Below are 16,813 nucleotides of genomic sequence, written 5' to 3'. Positions count from 1 at the left end.
CCCCTTTGTTGGCACTGTGTGCCTGAAAAAGCTACGCCCAACAGCTCTACTTTAGAAGAGGTTGGGCGTAGCTGCGAGCAGACGCGCAGGCTAGTTGCCTTTACGCGACGTCAGTACTTGGTCGATTAGTCCGTATTCGAGGGCGTCTTGCGCCGTGAGGATCTTGTCGCGGTCAATGTCGCGGCGTACCTGTTCGGGCGTGCGGCCAGAGTGCTTGGCCAGCGTGTCTTCCAGCCAGGTGCGCATGCGGTCGATTTCTTCCGCCACGATTTCAATATCCGAGGCTTGTCCCTGCATGCCCTGCATCGCGGGCTGGTGAATGAGCACGCGCGCGTTGGGAAGAGCGAGACGCTTGCCGGGTGTTCCTCCGGCAAGGAGGACGGCTGCAGCTGAAGCAGCTTGGCCAAGGCACACGGTTTGAATCTGCGGTTTGATGTACTGCATCGTGTCGTAGATTGCGGTCATGGCCGTGAAGGAACCGCCGGGGCTGTTGATGTACATGGTGATCAGCGAGTCCGGGTCTTGCGATTCAAGCACCAGTAGCTGAGCCATGACATCGTCAGCGGAGGCGTCATCTACCTGCACGCCAAGGAACACGATGCGGTCTTCAAACAGTTTGCCGTATGGGTCTTGGCGCTTGAAGCCGTAGGGCGTGCGCTCTTCAAACTGGGGCAGGACGTAGCGGGCGCTAGGCATTTGGTTGCTCATAGTTGATTCAAATGGTGTTCTCACGGTTCCTCCTAGGCCCCTGCGTTCTCGGTGCCGGACACGGTTGACGCGTTGGTGACGATGTGGTCAAAGAACCCGTATTCGCGGGCTTCTTCCGCGGTGTACCAGCGGTCGCGGTCTGCGTCGAGGTTGATTTGTTCTACGCTCTTGCCGGTGCGTTCAGCGGTGATTTCGGCTAGTTCACGCTTCATTTTCAAGATGAGGTCGGCATTAATGCGGATATCCGCGGCCGTGCCGCCCACGCCACCGGAGGGCTGGTGCATGAGGATGCGCGCGTGCGGGGTTGCAAAGCGTTTGCCGGGCGTGCCCGCGGTGAGGAGGAACTGGCCCATGGAGGCTGCAATGCCCATGGCGACGGTAACAACGTCAGGCTGGATGAACTGCATCGTGTCGTATATAGCCATACCTGCAGTGACGGAACCGCCCGGGCTGTTGATGTACAAGTAGATGGGCTTTTCTGGGTCTTCAGCTGCTAGTAGCAGCATTTGCGCACAAATCTGGTTGGCGCTCTCGTCGGTGACCGGCCCGCCCAGCCAGATGATTCGTTCTTTTAGTAGACGCCCGTATACGGCGTCTCCCATCGCGGCGGGCTTGGTGTCTAGGTCCATGCTGACGCCCGTTGAAGTGGTGGTCATTACTTCTCCTACTTCTTGTCTTAAGCTTTCTTCAGCTTAGTAGGACTCGCGCGCATTTTCTTCGCCGGAGCCTGTTTTTCGCTGATGGCGATTAATAAACAGTTTGAGGGCCTGGAACAACTGTTCCAAGCCCTCAAACTGTGTGTGATTATTCTGCGGACTCAGCCGAAGCGGAGGAGGCAGAGGATGCCGACTCGTCTGCTTCGTCAGCGCCGGCCTCGGCGAATTCCTCGGCGGATGGGTCGCGCGTGAACTCGGAGAGGTCAACGGCCTCGCCTGCGGTGTCCTTTACAGTGACCTTGCCTAGCGTGAGGGCGAGGGCCTTCGTGCGGGTAAGTTCTGCAACCATGAACTGGATCTGGCCTTGGTCAGAGAACATCTGGCTGGGGTCCATGCCGTTCATCTGGGCGGTCTGCATCATGAAGTCAAACAGTTCCTGCTGGCCAATGTTCGGCTTAACCTGGGCTGCAAGTTCTTCAAGCACAACCTGCTCGCTGATGCGGCGAATCGCGTTTTCCTTAGCTTCCTTCTTCTTCTTTGCGGAAGCGCCTTCTTCAAGGCCCTGCTTGGCCTGCTCTTCAACTACCGACTTCGGAAGCTCAAGCTTTACAGCATCGATGATGTGGTCAAGGAGGCGGTCGCGGGCCTGGAGGGCTTGGTCTGCGCGCTTGCGCGTGCCCGCCTGGGTCTTGAGGTCTTCGCGCAGCTCGTCGATGGTGTCGAACTCGGAAACCATCTGGGCGAAGTCGTCGTCAGCCTTGGGCAGTTCGCGAGCCTTCATTGCGGTTACGTTAATGGTGACCTCGGCCTCTTCACCGGCGTGCTCACCACCGGCAAGCTTGGTGGTGAAGGTGGTTTCTTCATCAGCCTTCATGCCGGTTAGGGCCTTGTCCATACCATCGAGCATGGACTTGGAGCCGATCTCATAAGATACGTCCGAGACGGAGTCGATCTCTTCCTCACCGATCTTGGCAACCATGTTGATGGTTGCAAAGTCGCCCTTCTTAGCCTTGCGCTTGATGGGCTTTAGGGTAGCGAAGCGGGTGCGCAGCTCCTCGAGTTCCTTCTCTACGTCCTCTTCGGTGACTTCAAGGGTGTCAACTTCAAGTTCGACGTCGTCAAGCGAGGGCAGTTCAAACGGGGCGATAACCGGAACTTCAGCTACGAAGGTAAGCTGGCCGCCGGGCGTGCCGGTGGCGTTTGGAATTTCGGTGACTTCAACGTCTGGCTGAGCCATGACGCGAAGCTCGTTCTCGGCGACAACCTGGCCGTAGAAGCGGGGCAGGACCTCGTTGATTACCTGCTCGATAACGGCTACGCGACCAAAACGCTGATCGATGACGCGCGCGGGCACCTTGCCGCGGCGGAAGCCGGGGACGTCAACATTCTTCGCGATGTCACGGTAGGCCGCGTCCATATCCTGCTTGAGGTCTTCGTAGGGAACCTCAACGGTAACTTTCACCTTAGTGGGTTCAAGATTTTCGACAGTGCTCTTCACGTAAACGCACTCCAACGTATATCTAGACTCTGACGGCCTACTTGGCCGATTACAACATGTAAATACTACGTCAAGGCAATGGGTTTTGCGGAACTGCAATGAGTAAAAGGTGACTTACTGCATGTCTTGTATCGGTTTGGCCGAACATTTACAGTTTTCCCGCGTAAAGCTTGCCGGCCTAAAGCTTTGAAGTAGCATTTTTGTATGAGCGTTGAAAATGATGAGTGCTTTTGCCTGCCTGATGATGACCGCTTGTACGAGCCGGATTACGACTGGCTGTGGACGTACCCGCCTCACAATGATGGCTCGGAGGCGCGCCTGCGCATAACGTTGCGCCCGGCTGATGACGGGGCTGCTGACTCCTCGCTACCCGATCTGGTTCATAACTGGTTGGACACGCTCCTAGTTTTTGAAGAATCAACTTGGGGCGCTGGCGGCTGGGCGGTTCGTATAGTTAGCGAGGCAGATGATCAGGTTGTGTTGGAGCTGTGGTCTGCGGGCGAGGACGTGGCTGACAGTCTCCAAGCAGGTACGGAGTCTCTTTTTGAGGGTGTTCTGCAAGATACTGACCTGCAGGTAACCTACGAGCAGTTGCCACGCATATCAGAGGAATCTTAGTTCCTCATTAAGCCATACTCCTCCTCAAACTGAGCGATTGTTTTGGCGTGCGCGTTAAACGCACTGGCAAAGCTCGCACTATCCGCTAGGCCGCGGCATCGCAGCCGGAATTTTCGGGTAGGATGTGGCGTGTGCGCGGACTTTTGATTGTGAATTTAGGCTCGCCGGACAGTCCGGCTCCGAGCGATGTTCGAACGTTTCTAGCGAAGTTTTTAAGCGACCCGCGGGTGGTTGATTTCCCGCGCGCGGTGTGGTTGCCGATTTTGCATGGCATTGTGTTGCGCGTGCGCCCACGCAAGTCGGGGGCTATTTATAAAACGATTTGGACGCCCGAGGGCTCCCCTCTGGTGGTTTATACAAAGCGCCAGCACCAGTTGTTAAAAGAGGCTTTGCCGGACTGGAATGTAAAGTACGCGATGACGTACACCAGACCCTCGATAAATTCGGCTTTGCGCGCATTTGAAGATGAGGGTGTAGACGACGTCACCGTGCTCCCCCTCTACGCACAGACAACGCCGTCTTCAACTGGCGCCGTGGTGGATCAGGTGCTCGACTTTTATCGCAGTCAGGAGCACCACCCGCATCTGCGGATTGTGGGCAAGTGGCCCACTCAGCCCGATTACGTGAACTGGCATGCGAAGCAGATAGCGGATCGGGTCCGCGGAGAAGGTCCTGCTCCGCAGATGATTTTGTTGTCTTATCACGGGGTGCCCCAGCGGGCGGCTCACAAGCCGGAGGGATACCGGCAAGAGTGTTTAGAGACTTCCTCGGCCATCGAATCGCAGCTGCGCCAGTTGGGCGTCGACGTGCCAGTTTTGACCACGTTCCAGTCTAAGTTCGGGCCGGGAAAGTGGCTTGGACCGGCTACGATCGACACGATGGCCAGCCTGCCGGGCCGCGGAATCACTTCGGTTTTGATTGCGACCCCAGCGTTTATTTCAGACTGTATTGAGACGGTTGACGAGCTGGACGTGCTGAATCAGAACGCGTTTAAGGAAGCCGGCGGCCAGCATTACCAGCGAGTGGCTCCCATAAATGACGATCCGGTGATTGTAGACATTGTGAAGGACCTACTGGGCGAGTAAGCGCCTATTCTTCCGTGGCCGCGGATGGCTTCGATGCAGGCGCATCCGCAGGCACTTGTGCGTCGCGGGGCGCGCCCGCTGGGCGGCGGCGGAACAAGAGGGAGCGGAACCGAACGCTACGCAGGCCCAGTGTGACGGCGCCGGGCAGGATCCATTTGAAGCGGCGTGCTACCAGGCCGAACACGGTTGAGAAGATGATCGCGAGCGCCATGCCCAGGTTGTAGTGGCCGGAGGTCTGCATGATTACCATTAGCAGGCTAGCGACGATTGACCAGGTGGCGTACAGGGGTGCCCCTCCGAAGATTAGGGGCTGGCGCCGGGCTAGGAGGTCTCGAATAACTCCTCCACCCGTTGCAGTGGTGACTCCTAGCAGGATTGCGGGCGCCCAGTCTAGGCCCGCAAACAGTGCCTTGGATGCCCCGGTTGCAGACCAGCAGCCAAGGGCGAGCACGTCAAAGACCGCGATTGAGGCTACCGCGAAGCGTGATTTGAACGGGAAGATGTATGCCGCGACGGCGGCAAGCACAGCAAAGGCAAGATAGTACGGGTCGGTGAGGGCGATGGGAAATCCTTGTTGGAGCAGGACGTCGCGGATCATGCCCCCTCCGAGCGCAGAAGATACGGCTAAGAAAAGGAAGCCGATGAGGTCATAGTTCTTGGTGCGTGCAAGGACGCCTCCAAGGAGCCCGTTTCCTAGTACACCAACGAGGTCAACAACGCGAAAAACGAGGTATGGATCCACACGTGCCCCTTAATAATGACAGCCTTGCTAGCCCGTCCAGTTTGTACATGGGTCATCCTAGTGCAAATTTTGCTTGAAACGGCATGCGTCTATTAGTCGAAATGCAGACCGTTATCTTGAGCCTGCGCGGGCGCCCTAAATCAAGGCAGGGCTCGCACAATATATAATTGTATTCATCTATCCACAGTTGTTTTCTGCGCTCTAAGAGGTTCGCTATGCGGCGTGTTCTAGGTTTAGTTTTATCACTCGGTGTTGCCCTCTCGTTCCTGGGAATCCAGGAGGTAGCGTGGGCCGAAGAATCGTTGAACGATGGAAACGTTGCAACTGACACTGATGGCGCGGGACCTACCTCTGGTAGCGAGTTCGGTTCCCCCTCACAGACGCAGCCCGAGTCTACGGAGCAAAATGAGCAGCCGGAACCAGGTTTAGCTCCCTCGGGCGAAACCACTGAGACTTCGCGCGATGAGGGCACATCCGCAGATGAACAGACCACAGCTCCTTCAGAGAGTGAGGATGGTGCGCCTACTGAGGAGCTTGAGCTGTCCGATGAGGAAATCCCCGAAGCGGTTGGCGCACCGGAAAGTTCAAATACCTGGCAGATCGGCTCACCGCGTCGCATTGGATTTGGCTGGAACGGCTCGATTTACAACGCTGGCAACTTTGATCGTTACGGCGCCGATGATGTATTCCTTGTTCGCCCTAACGGCGACCTCCACTTTTACCCGCGCACAGAAGCCACCTGGTTTAATGGCACTCGCAAGATTGGCCGTGGCTGGAACAATATGCGCATCTTAATGACGGGTGCAGATTTTGACGGCGATGGCTACACAGACATTCTGGCGATTCGCTACGATGCAGACCTTTACCTCTATCGTGGTAACGGCGATGGAGGCTTCAAAAGCAGTAAGATAATCGGCTACGGTTGGCACGCATTTCAGTCAGTTGTAATGGTGCCGAAAGGCCCGGGAAGCAACCCTGCTCTGATTGGTCAGCGAGGTGACACTACTTGGGTTTACCCGACTAACGGGTCTGGAACGTGGGGCACTCCGTATACGGTCGAGCTACCGGGAGGAATTACCTCATATACGTTTTGTGCGGGAGATCTAGCCGGAACTGGATATTCAACGCTGATGAGGGTGAACGGCTCGAATCTAGAGGTGTTATCGACAACCGATTACAAATCTTTTTCCGCTATGGAGCCTATTAAGCTGAACGGCTTGCCGGTTAAGTACGCAGCTATTAACGGGTTCTCATCGGGCGCGTCAGGCTACCTCGATGTGGTTAATTCTGACCGTGATTTCCTGCAGTATGAGGTGACACGCAAAGTAAAACCAGCCGATCAGGATTCCCCGCCGCTACCGCGTTCGCGAGACATTTCCTTCTCTGCTAGCAAACGAGCTGGCAGTGGCTGGCCAGGTTCTGGCGTATATGGGCTTGGCGATTTTGATCGCGATGACAATCCTGACCTCGGCATCATTAAGAGTGACGGCAGTTTCATGTTCTACCGTGGGAGTGGAACAGGAGGTTTCCGCTCGCCGTATCCCCAGATAGGTTGGGGTTGGGGCTCTCTAACAGTATTGTCAGGTGTTGATGCAGACGGCGATGGTACCCCCGATGTGATTGCCCGTACGACCTCCGGCAAGTTGCTTCTTTATCCTGGATCCGGCCGGGGTGGGTTCAGCTCGTCGTATGTTATTGGCTATGGTTGGCAGAACTTCACCCACATGTGGCTGGTCCGGCAAGGGCCGGGAGGATCCCCTGCTATTTATGTTCGCAATCCTGATGGAACTGTAGGCGTGTCAAAGTCGAATGGAAAGGGCACGTTCTACTCGGTAGTTCCAACCACAATCCCCGCTTCGATAGCTTCAGATATGCCTCGCGCCTTTGCAAGTGATGACTGGAATAACGACGGGCGGAGCGACCTGCTGGTAATCAGAAGTAATGGGAACCTGGTTATGCTACCGCAGCTATCGGCGGGTGGTTTTGGTGAGCCTCAGGTTATCGGTTGGGGTTGGCACCGTATGCGTTCGTTGCATCCAGGGGCCTTCTCTGCCTCCTCCAAACAGGTTTATGCAGTGCATGAAGATGGCACGCTCTACTTGTACACCGCAACATATAGGGGCTCGAACCGCGGCTTTTCCACGCCGGCTGGTTATGCGCCTAGGGTACAGGTGAACGGCTCGTGGTTGACGCATCCAATCAGTTGGACTGGCCAGCCCGATGGGTCAACTTGTGGCCCTACCTCTATGTACATGACGCTGCGGTATCTGGACGCTGGAAACTCCCGATATGATGGTAAGCCTTTGACGGTTTGGAATCTGGCCGGACCCTCTTACGCGAATGTGGGTTCGGGCTATACCGGGGGCACTTCGTGGGAAGGTAAGCGTCTGTCAGTCGGTTTGAACCGCTGGCGCGGAACCAATGATTATCAGCAGTGGACGTTCCCGTCTGGACGCGATTTTGACGCGAAGGTGAAGAACTCGTTCTTCACCGGTCGCCCCGTGCTCGTAGACACGGTCGAGAACTATGGCGGGCCGCATTACAACGGCCATGTGGGAACGTCCTCGCATATTATCGTTGCGTACAGGTACCACTCGAGTGGAACAGTTGGGTTTGTAGATCCGGGCGGTCCGGGCTCTGCGATTTCTGGATATTCGGCTAATCGCTACTTCGACTACAACAACGCTGTGAAGTTCGGGAACAACTTCTTGGGCAACTACGGCGGTGGCGGGCACGGCATGGTGTACTGATGAAACGAAGCACTCTCCCCTACGCCCTTACTGCCGCATTGGTTCTGGCGGGATGCACCACGTCAGTTGATAGCAGAGTGGAACAAGATGCGGATAACCCCGTCCCTTCTGATTCTCAAGTTGCCTCGCAGCAGATTGGCGAGGTGGATTTTAGGGATCCAGAGCAGTGCGCTGCCTTCGCGGATAAGCCAGCTGAGCTTGCAAAAGCTGTGGTCGCGGTTAACGGCTCGCCCGTTTCGGGCACAATCCACGACTTTGCGGCTAACCGCCCGGCTGATTGGTCTGGGGAGTTCAGCGCGAGTAGCGCTGACGGGCAGCGCCTGCAATTCATTGGTGCGGGTGCAGACGGTGTGGTAGCGAGTTTGCAGATTCTTCCCGAGCCCCGACCAGCCCCGCCTTCGAATGCAGGGATTTGGCAGGCTGGTGCTTTCAAACCGTTCGAGAACACCGAGCTGCTCAGCGAGCAACTTCCAGAGGCCGCGGCACCGGCGGCCCTAGCTGGCTCTTTGAACAATGGACGCGCTACTTGGATTGAGCAGTTGGTTGATCCCAAGCAGCCGCCGTTTGCAGGCGAGATGGCCTGGCGAATCATGACGGCTGATTTTGCGGGTGGCACGGCCCGCGAGGTGACCTCGTCTTGGGTATTGACGGGTGAACAAACAGTTCCTGCCCCTACCCCATGGTTTGCCCCAGTGGCGACATCCAGCCACGTATTTGCAGAAACCTACGTTCGTGAAGGCGATACGTGGACCCAAGCGGTTGTGAAAGCCAAGGTGGATGATCCTTCCAAGGTCGAGATAATCAAGCCTGCACGCCTTCCAGTTGCGGTTGGCGAGCAGGTGGCTTGGGTTGAGGACACTACGAATAATGGTTTGGATGCCGATCGCGATGTGTTCACAATCCGCTGGAATGATTCCAGTGATCCGGTGAAGCTCGAGCTGGCAGATTATTTTAAGGTGCAGTGGCTCGCCGCTGATGCGAACAACCTGATTGTTACGTTGCAGGATCGCTGCTCGGCTCGTACATGGACGGGCGCTTTTGACCGTGGTTCCAATAGTTTCAAATCTTGGGTTTACACCCGCGCTGACGGCGTGGCTGCGTCATTAACAGCCGGCGTATACGCGTGGGGCAATGGTTCAGGCAACGTTAATGGCGATATGTACGTGTGGGATATAGCCGCAGATACGGCCCAGTATCTGGGTTCTACACCTGGATTCTCAGTTCCATTCGCACTCGTCGAGGGTATTGCTAAGCCAGGTTTCCCTGAGCATTCAGAGGTGCCCCTCGTGGCTTGGCAGGTAGGAAAGTAAAGCTCAGCCTGCAGGCAAGCTCAGCCTGCGGGGCCTCGTCCGAAGCGGGCACCAAACGCGCAGCGCACGATCTCCTGCGCTGCGCCGGGCATCGCCCCCCCTATCCCCCGTGGTATAGGCGGGCGTGCACGCGAATCATCGCTCCCTTGGGTATCTCGATGTCGCAGGGCATGGAGAATATGCGCGCTGGGTGGTTGATAGTTTCTACCGCGCGTCCCTTGTCATCTTGCAGCCCCTGCGCAGGAACTTCCATGACTACGGGCGCGCGCCCGGGGAATAGAATCTCCATTTCTTTGCCGGGTGCAAGCTTGTTCTTGGAGTGCAGGTAAAGTCTGCGCTCGGCCGCGTCATAGTCGGTGACAATGCCACCCAGCACCCACTCGTTGATGTAGCCGCCCCGGTTCACATCTTCACTAGCCGGGTTTTCCGGGTAGTAGAAGCCCGTGGAATAGGTGCGGTGAGTAACCTTGTAGGGCTCGTCCGCTAACCAACCCGGGTATTCAACAGGCACCACGGGCCGCGGGTTTTCGGGCAGGTGGATTTGGTCATGGAATGGCGTGAGGATATTACCGGCCAAGTCTTCGAAGCCGCGTTGGATCATGTATTCATTCACCGCTGTCTTATAGGCGTTAGTCATGGCGGCAACGTAGTAGGCGCTTTTGGCTCGCCCCTCGATTTTAAGAGAGGTAATGCCGGCGTCAAGGATGTCGTGCACGTGTTCGATGGTGTTCATGTCGTTAGAGTTGAACAGGAAGGTGCCTTGATCGGTGATTTCGACGGGAATGAAGTCACCGGGCCGACGCTCTTCCACAACGTGGTACTTGTAGCGGCATGATTGCGCGCAGTCACCGTGGTTAGCATCGCGGCCGGTGGTGTGTTGCGAAATGAGGCACCTGCCAGAAAATGCCATGCACATGGATCCGTGTACGAACGCTTCAATTTCGAGTTCATCTGGCGTGTGCTTGCGCAGTTCGCGAATGTCTTCAAGGGATAGTTCGCGGGCGAGCACAACACGGCTTGCGCCTAGCTGAGCAAGAGCGTTGCCAGCCTGGTAGTTGGTGACGCCGGCTTGGGTGGAGATGTGCACCTCAGTGTTGGGAGCAACTTCGCGGGCGGCCATGAGCACGCCTATGTCGGTGACGATGAGGGCGTCCACGCCGATGTCCCCCAGCTGCCCCATGTAGTTGTTCATGGCTTCGACTTCGCCAGAGCTGGGCAGGATGTTGCAGGTGACAAACACGCGCCCACCACGCTCGTGTGCGTAGCTCACGGCCTCTTCGATGTCTTCGAGGGCGAAGTTCTTTGGAGCGGATCGCATACCGAAGTCCTTGCCGCCCAGGTAGACGGCGTCGGCTCCAAAATCGAATGCGGTTTTAAGGGTGGCGAGGTTTCCGGCTGGCGCGAGGACCTCTGGGCGGGTGCGGCGGCGTACGCCTTCAAACAGTTCAGTCACGTGGCCAAGTGTATCGATATCCGCGAGCGGGCGAAGAACGTAACAAGGCGACCCGTCTTGCGCGCTCCCAAATCCCAAGGCAATCGTGTTTGACAGCTGCATCAGATCAGTCGAAGGAAGGTTTCTCCAGTTCTAAGAACTCCTCACCTTTTGGTGTCAAAGCGAATACTAGCGGACGCCTACTGACTTCTTCGATCAATCCTGCTTCAGTCAACTCTTTAAGCATCGGACGCACGGTGCTCTTCGATCTTTTGAGAAACTTGGATATCTCATCGAGGCTTCCACCCCTTCTTGGACCGAACAGAAGAATCTGGCCGAGCATAAACAATGTTTGTAGGTGATATGGCGTAAGGCTCTTGAACTCCTTATCAATCACATCGATGCGTTGCGATAGATTCTCAAGATTCACCAGCCGTATACGCAATGATTCCACCAATCGCATTTGAGCAGCTAGCAATATATCCATCATGTTGCTGATAAAGAACGTTACCTCGCCCATATTCATGGGATCTTCTACCTGGAGGAATGCTTTGTAGTATTTCCTCTTTTGCCGCATAACCTCTGCAGAAAGAGATAAAGCCGTTGGCGCAGACAGGATGTTCCGTAAGTTCAACGCAAGCAAGAAGCGCCCAAACCGCCCGTTGCCGTCGTAGAACGGGTGAGTATGCTCGACCATAAAATGACCGACCAGGGCATTCACGAGCATGGGCTTTTTCTCTGCACTACTGACATCAAGCGCAACGCTTAGCCGACTCTTAATTTCCTCTTCCCCCAACACGCCTTTGTGTATGGATTTCGAACCGCCTGTTACGTGCACTTCGCCGAGACGAAACAGGCTACCATCCAATTTATCTTCGCTGGAAACTTCGGCACCAAGGAGTTGGTCGTAAAGCGCACGCAAATCAGTCAGCGTTTGGGGAAAGGTGATCGTTTCGCCGCTGCTATCACCAATGAGTAGCTTGAAAGTACTAGCCATTTCTTGAAAGCGCTTCGGCTGTCCGGGCATATTCTTATCTATTGCCACGTTGAGTGCCTCAGTTACCTCACGCCGAGTTGACTTAACATTCTCAATCTCATTTGTGGATTGTATTTCTTCAACCAGGAGGGTGTAGAAATAGTGATTTTGTGCCACGCCGGGCAACACATTCCACGCTTTCTGGATTTCCTGCTCGGTTTTCCATATGGTTTCCGACAACTCATAGATGTCGCGAGTGATAACAGCGAATAGGGGGTTATTTCCAACGTGGTACGGGTACTTTACGGTCGCAGGACTATTTAGACGGTTTTCGAGTTCCACGTTGACAACGCTACTAGCGTCCAGATTCGTCTTATGGAACAGAACACGTAGCGACTTGTAGGTTCCCATCATCTTATGCCTAACGCTTCAGTGACCATGTTTTGAAGTTTCAAAAGAACAAGATCTTTAGCAAATAGCATACGCTCAACTAAACCCTATTTTGCAAAATTTGCATTTTTTGCGAAATAGACCCCGATTAAGAGGCTCTTATTTGCAAAATTCGCCATTTTTGCAAATAAGCCTCCCTTCTTATCGTGGCAAAATGATCATGCGATCACTCTGCGCCATTTATGGCGTGATTTCCCTTGTATTTCGCGGGCTAAAGCACAAACAGACATGCGCATATCGTAGGATCAAATTATGCGCACAGTGTCAAAAGTTTTCATCTCTTTAGCAGTGGTACTTGTCCTTGCGATTGCAGGGGTGTTCGGGCTTGCACAAACGTACAGTGCTAAGGCCCTACCCCGCACGACAGTTGCGGGTATCGACGTGAGTGGCAAGACGGCAACCCAGATCGAACAGCAGGTTGAGGCTGCCGCGAGCGAACGCACCGTGGATCTCACTATTGAGGGCCAGACTATTAGTACTCCCCTAGCTGATACGGGCTTTAGTGTTGACGCAGCGCAGAGCGCGCAGGTGGCTCTTAAGCCTTCCTCCTCGATTTGGAGCCGGGCTACAGGCCTCTTGTCATCCCACCACGTTCCTGCTTCGATGAATGTGGATGAGCAGGCATTCGCCAAGTTTGTTGAGTCGTTGAACGCAAAAACTCCTTCTCCTACTCAAGAGGCATCGGTGTCGTGGAACGGCGAACAGTTTGTAGCCTCCCCTGGCCAGGCGGGCACGGCTGTTGATGCGGATCAGGTGCGCACGATTGTTGAGAGTGCTTCGAAGGATCTGAAATCTTCGGCGCTGGCAGATCTTTCAGTTATGCAACGAGAGCCAGAAAACAGCGGTACGCAGGCTGAAGCCGCGGCTGTAAAGGCCAACGAGCTGATGAGCGCCTCCGTTGAGTTGGGTGACGGCATCGAATCATTTGAGGCTACGGCCGATGACATTGCGAAGTGGATTGTTTTTGACCCTGCCGACGGTTTGGCTCCCTCGTTTGATGCGGCATCGATTGAGGGGTGGGTTTCGCAGATTGCAGATAAGACAAACGAGGAAGCCCAGCCGGGCATTCAAAATGTTGATGAGAACGGCAAGGTGCTGATTAACGCGCGTGAAGGCAAGAAGGGCTGGAAGGTGAATAACCTTGGCGCGATTGCCAACCAGGTGGTGCAGGCTGTCCAAGCAGGTGAAGCGTTTGCAGGGTCGTTTGATTACGACGAGGTAACACCCACCTATGAGCAGCGCAAGATTGCTCCGGGAGCTGAGAATCTTCCATACCCTGCAGCTCCGGGTGAGAAGTGGATTGACATTAACCTCACCACGGCGCGAATGACTTGCTACGAGGGTACGGAGGTTGTGCGCGGCCCGATTCCTGTAGTGCCGGGCAAGCCTTCCTCGCCAACTGTGGACGGGCATTTCAACGTGTATTTGCAGTATGAGAGCCAAACAATGCGTGGGCTGAATGATGATGGTTCGCGCTACGTTGAACCGGATGTGCCATGGGTATCTTATTTCCACGAGTCTTATTCGATTCATGCGGCTCCTTGGCAACGCACGTTCGGTTGGACGGGACCGGGCGGCTCACATGGTTGTGTGAATACGCCAACGTCCGACGCGGAATGGGTCTACCATTGGGCTGACCTTGGCACCTCGGTGATGTCTCACTACTAGAGGCGCCTGCCTAAAGAGATCTTCAAATACTTATCCCCGGAATGAACCGGATGCATTGGTTCATTCCGGGGACAGTTTGTAAGCAGTGTACAGGTGCGTCAAATACGCTTGTATCCCTTAAATCCTGGAGGACTCAACTCTTTCTTGATACGGTCAATATGGTATTTCCATCGAATACAGGAGGAATAATGAAGAATTGGTTGCGCGCCACAACTGCTTTTGCAGGAGCGGCAGCACTGACACTGGGAGGCGCTGTTGCCGCTACAGCAGCGAACAGTGTTGACGACGGTAGCAACGTAAAGACCTTCGATGTTACTTGGAGCGACAAGGTAGAACGGTACGATCCGGCGCTTGAAGGCACCAAAATTGACGTGCTTCTATACTGCGAGGTCTACGAATTCAAAGACGGTAAATCAACGGGCAAATTCCTTAACTACGAGTGGCCAAGGCTAACGCTCACCGTTGGTAAGGACGAGCAGATTCCGCTTAATCTAGACCTCGGCAAAAAAGAGTACAAGGACGTTGACAAGATCGGCGTTCAGGACTGCTACGCGTACCGCGCCGGGAAGTGGGGGCCTAGCCAGTTCTCTTTCGGAACCGGCTATAGTGAGGGTGTTAAGCAGATCGGTATGTATCAGCAGGCCAACACCGATTTCGCATTCGAGTTGGTTGAAGGCGAGTGGGATGGCGAAACCTATCTAGGTGAGGTTCCCGAGGGCAAGGCACCCACAATCACAATTGGAGTGTCGCAGCATAAGGCTGGAGGCGCAGTTACGGAAGATGGCGAAAGAATCTACGAGCCCCTCATCACCAAGGGTGGCGACCCTGCGGCAAACAAGTATGTTTTTGCCAATGGGGATTCTCATAGGCCTTCTGCCGATAACGTAGGCAATCAAGATAGCCCAATTACTCGCGCTGCAATTGGTAATAGCCTGGACATGTTCTCTGGCTACACGGGTCGTTTCAGGTGGTACCAGTTGACCGCTTCGATTGACGATCCCGAGGATGCCAAGCTCTTCCGTATTGAAAGCGTTGAGGGAAACGACTCCGATGGTTGGACTGTGAAGGTAAGCTCGGCTGTCCGCACGATGACTCCCGAGGCGCCAACTCTAGTAGAGGCTAATAAGTGCGGCGTTGAGGGCACGGTACAGCTTCCCAAGTCCAAGTACTTCGACTATGAGGTTGTGACCGAAGGGACCGCAGTTTCGGTAGCAGCCCTAGTGAAGCAGGATTACAAGGGCAAGATCGAAGTTAAGGGCGACACCGAGTGGGAGTTCAATGTGGCTCCCAAGCCGTGCACGATAGCTCCAGCTGAAGAGTTGGCAACTCCTGCGGCTCCGAAGCTGATCAATCCTTCTGCTGACGATCCTTCTTCTTGCACCGTCGAACCGTACGTGACGATCCAGGAGACCGAGGGCGTTGCCTACACTGTTACTGCAAACGGTGTTGAGCTGAAGGCTAACAAGGACGGCAAGTACATCTACCCGTACAACTCGAAGGTAGAAGTAAAGGCCTCCGCGCTAGAGGGTTACTTCTTCGCTGAAGACGCTGTAACTGCGTGGACCTGGGATAGCCACGATACTGCGATGGACCCAGCATGTAAGCCGGCTCAGCCGAAGAAAAAGCTTGCTACAACCGGTGTTGAGGTCGCTTCCCTAGTTGGCCTCTCCGCAGTGCTGCTTCTTGCAGGTGGCGCGCTAACCGCACGCAGGTTCATGTAACCAACAAGCAACACGCAGCCTGCCACAGGCATTAGTTGCAAAGAACCCCCGGAGGGCAACTGAGATCACTCAGCTTCCTTCCGGGGGTTTACTTTACCCACCTCGCCTATTCTTGTTCGCGATCAGTCATCATCATCGTCGAGTTCAAGCTCCGGAGTTTCTGCACGAGCTTGCTCAAACACTTCTGCCGCAGCCGAGAGGTTGATGACGCCGATAACAAGCCCAACCGCAATGTCTGGCCAGGGGCTGAACCAAAACGCGGTTACAACACCAGCGGCAAGGATTAAAAGGTTTGCGAGCACATCATTGCGCGCCGCCAGCCAGGCACCTCGCACGAGCGCTGTATCGTGCCTACGCAGTTGCAGTAGTAGCAGTGCGCTGGCGAGGTTGATTAGCATTGCGATGATGGCGGTTACCGACAGGGTGAGCGGCTCCGGTGCTTGCCCGGAGATCATTTTCCATATCGCGGTACCAAATGCCGCAGCTGCGGGAATGAGGATGAGCCCGGCAAGGCCGTAGCTGGCTTTCCTCCTGCTTGCTACCGACCAGCCCAGGGCGGTGAGCACGAGCATGTTGATGAGGAAGTCTTCAAGGAAGTCGGCAGCATCTGCAAAGAGTGCGGCTGAGCCAATGATCGAGGCGATCACCAGCTCAATAATGAAGCCGATGAGGTTTAGGATGGCAACCCAAGCAACGATTCGCCGGGCACGAGTGTCAAGATTCTTAGCGGTATACACGAGCATCGATTGTAGCTAATATCCTCGGATGCTTCACGCGTCATCCTTTCCTCCGTGATGGTTCTTATTGGTGCGCGCTGGTTCCCTGTGACGGGGCACTAATCGAACAGAGTTAATGTGGCCGGATAACAATAACAAAACACCTTCCGGGGATTAGCCGGAAGGTGAAATGTTTTGCGTGAACTAGCTACCTAAATAATGAGGAAGCCAGTTACTGTTAGCCGGGTAGGCCCGCGGTTTAGCGGGCCCACCCGTGCTTGCTTATGCGCGGCGGCGTTTGTATACAGCCCAGATTCCCGCAGCGAGCAGGGCCACTCCCACTACTGCCAGGCCTTGAACTGCCACGCCGGTGCGAACCAACGGAGGCGGGGTGTCCTTTGTGTTGGTAACCACGAACCCGTCAGCCGCGCTACCGCTAATAGAGGAGCTGTAGCCCGGAACTTCTACCTCAACAACCGTGTA

General features: G+C 55.2%; 14 protein-coding genes. 6 read left to right on the top strand and 8 right to left on the bottom strand.

Features of this window, described 5'->3' with window-relative positions; all coding sequences use genetic code 11:
- Positions 1-90 precede the first annotated feature (90 nt).
- The 3 genes from HMPREF2891_RS04710 to tig all read right to left on the bottom strand — a co-directional run bounded on the left by HMPREF2891_RS04710 (position 91) and on the right by tig (position 2,862).
- Positions 91-708 (bottom strand): ATP-dependent Clp protease proteolytic subunit, encoded by a 618-nt coding sequence (locus tag HMPREF2891_RS04710; RefSeq protein WP_070617725.1) that lies wholly within the window; start codon positions 706-708, stop codon positions 91-93.
- A 32-nt stretch (positions 709-740) separates the two neighbouring features.
- Positions 741-1,337 (bottom strand): ATP-dependent Clp protease proteolytic subunit, encoded by a 597-nt coding sequence (locus HMPREF2891_RS04705; RefSeq protein WP_034508358.1) that lies wholly within the window; start codon positions 1,335-1,337, stop codon positions 741-743.
- A gap of 175 nt (positions 1,338-1,512) precedes the next feature.
- On the bottom strand, positions 1,513-2,862 hold the full coding sequence (gene tig / locus HMPREF2891_RS04700; RefSeq protein ID WP_070664042.1) for a trigger factor: 1,350 nt from the start codon (positions 2,860-2,862) through the stop codon (positions 1,513-1,515).
- A gap of 204 nt (positions 2,863-3,066) precedes the next feature.
- Between tig and HMPREF2891_RS04695 the strand changes: the two genes are divergently transcribed.
- Positions 3,067-3,480, top strand: coding sequence for a hypothetical protein (locus HMPREF2891_RS04695; RefSeq protein WP_070664041.1), 414 nt, complete (start codon positions 3,067-3,069; stop codon positions 3,478-3,480).
- Positions 3,481-3,611: 131 nt separating this feature from the next.
- Positions 3,612-4,565, top strand: a complete 954-nt coding sequence (hemH, locus tag HMPREF2891_RS04690; protein ID WP_158237774.1) for a ferrochelatase — start codon at positions 3,612-3,614, stop codon at positions 4,563-4,565.
- A 4-nt stretch (positions 4,566-4,569) separates the two neighbouring features.
- On the opposite strand, the gene HMPREF2891_RS04685 is transcribed toward hemH, so the two are convergent.
- Positions 4,570-5,307 carry a trimeric intracellular cation channel family protein gene (locus HMPREF2891_RS04685; protein ID WP_070617735.1) on the bottom strand — a complete coding sequence of 246 codons (738 nt, stop codon included), beginning with the start codon at positions 5,305-5,307 and terminating at the stop codon, positions 4,570-4,572.
- Between the two features lie 215 nt (positions 5,308-5,522).
- On the opposite strand from HMPREF2891_RS04685, the gene HMPREF2891_RS04680 reads away from it, so the two are divergent.
- Together HMPREF2891_RS04680 and HMPREF2891_RS04675 are read left to right on the top strand one after the other, a co-directional pair.
- The gene (locus HMPREF2891_RS04680; protein WP_070664040.1) at positions 5,523-8,057 is read left to right on the top strand and encodes an FG-GAP-like repeat-containing protein; all 2,535 of its coding nucleotides are present in this window, start codon (positions 5,523-5,525) and stop codon (positions 8,055-8,057) included.
- Positions 8,057-9,367, top strand: coding sequence for a hypothetical protein (locus tag HMPREF2891_RS04675; protein WP_148131710.1), 1,311 nt, complete (start codon positions 8,057-8,059; stop codon positions 9,365-9,367). Before HMPREF2891_RS04680 ends, HMPREF2891_RS04675 begins: the two co-directional genes overlap by 1 nt.
- A 100-nt stretch (positions 9,368-9,467) precedes the next feature.
- Here HMPREF2891_RS04675 and HMPREF2891_RS04670 read toward each other — a convergent pair whose 3' ends face one another.
- Complete coding sequence (locus HMPREF2891_RS04670) at positions 9,468-10,922, bottom strand: peptidase U32 family protein (protein ID WP_261666838.1); 1,455 nt, start codon at positions 10,920-10,922, stop codon at positions 9,468-9,470.
- 4 nt (positions 10,923-10,926) lie between these two features.
- Complete coding sequence (locus HMPREF2891_RS04665; protein WP_222566262.1) at positions 10,927-12,117, bottom strand: Fic family protein; 1,191 nt, start codon at positions 12,115-12,117, stop codon at positions 10,927-10,929.
- A gap of 360 nt (positions 12,118-12,477) precedes the next feature.
- Here HMPREF2891_RS04665 and HMPREF2891_RS04660 point away from each other — a divergent pair, with 360 nt between their 5' ends.
- Both HMPREF2891_RS04660 and HMPREF2891_RS04655 read left to right on the top strand, forming a co-directional pair.
- Positions 12,478-13,893, top strand: a complete 1,416-nt coding sequence (locus HMPREF2891_RS04660; protein ID WP_070664038.1) for a L,D-transpeptidase family protein — start codon at positions 12,478-12,480, stop codon at positions 13,891-13,893.
- A gap of 188 nt (positions 13,894-14,081) precedes the next feature.
- Positions 14,082-15,614 carry a hypothetical protein gene (locus HMPREF2891_RS04655; protein ID WP_070664037.1) on the top strand — a complete coding sequence of 511 codons (1,533 nt, stop codon included), beginning with the start codon at positions 14,082-14,084 and terminating at the stop codon, positions 15,612-15,614.
- Between the two features lie 122 nt (positions 15,615-15,736).
- Here HMPREF2891_RS04655 and HMPREF2891_RS04650 read toward each other — a convergent pair whose 3' ends face one another.
- On the bottom strand, positions 15,737-16,357 hold the full coding sequence (locus HMPREF2891_RS04650; protein ID WP_070664036.1) for a cation efflux transmembrane domain-containing protein: 621 nt from the start codon (positions 16,355-16,357) through the stop codon (positions 15,737-15,739).
- Positions 16,358-16,612: 255 nt separating this feature from the next.
- On the bottom strand, positions 16,613-16,813 hold a 201-nt coding region (locus HMPREF2891_RS04645; RefSeq protein WP_148131721.1), incomplete at its 5' end, for a Cna B-type domain-containing protein.

It is taken from the genome of Actinomyces sp. HMSC065F11, assembly GCF_001813085.1.
GTDB classification, from domain to species: Bacteria; Actinomycetota; Actinomycetes; order Actinomycetales; family Actinomycetaceae; genus Gleimia; species Gleimia europaea.
The sequence above is the reverse complement of the archived record's forward strand: the minus strand, read 5'-3'. Positions and strand labels throughout refer to the sequence as shown.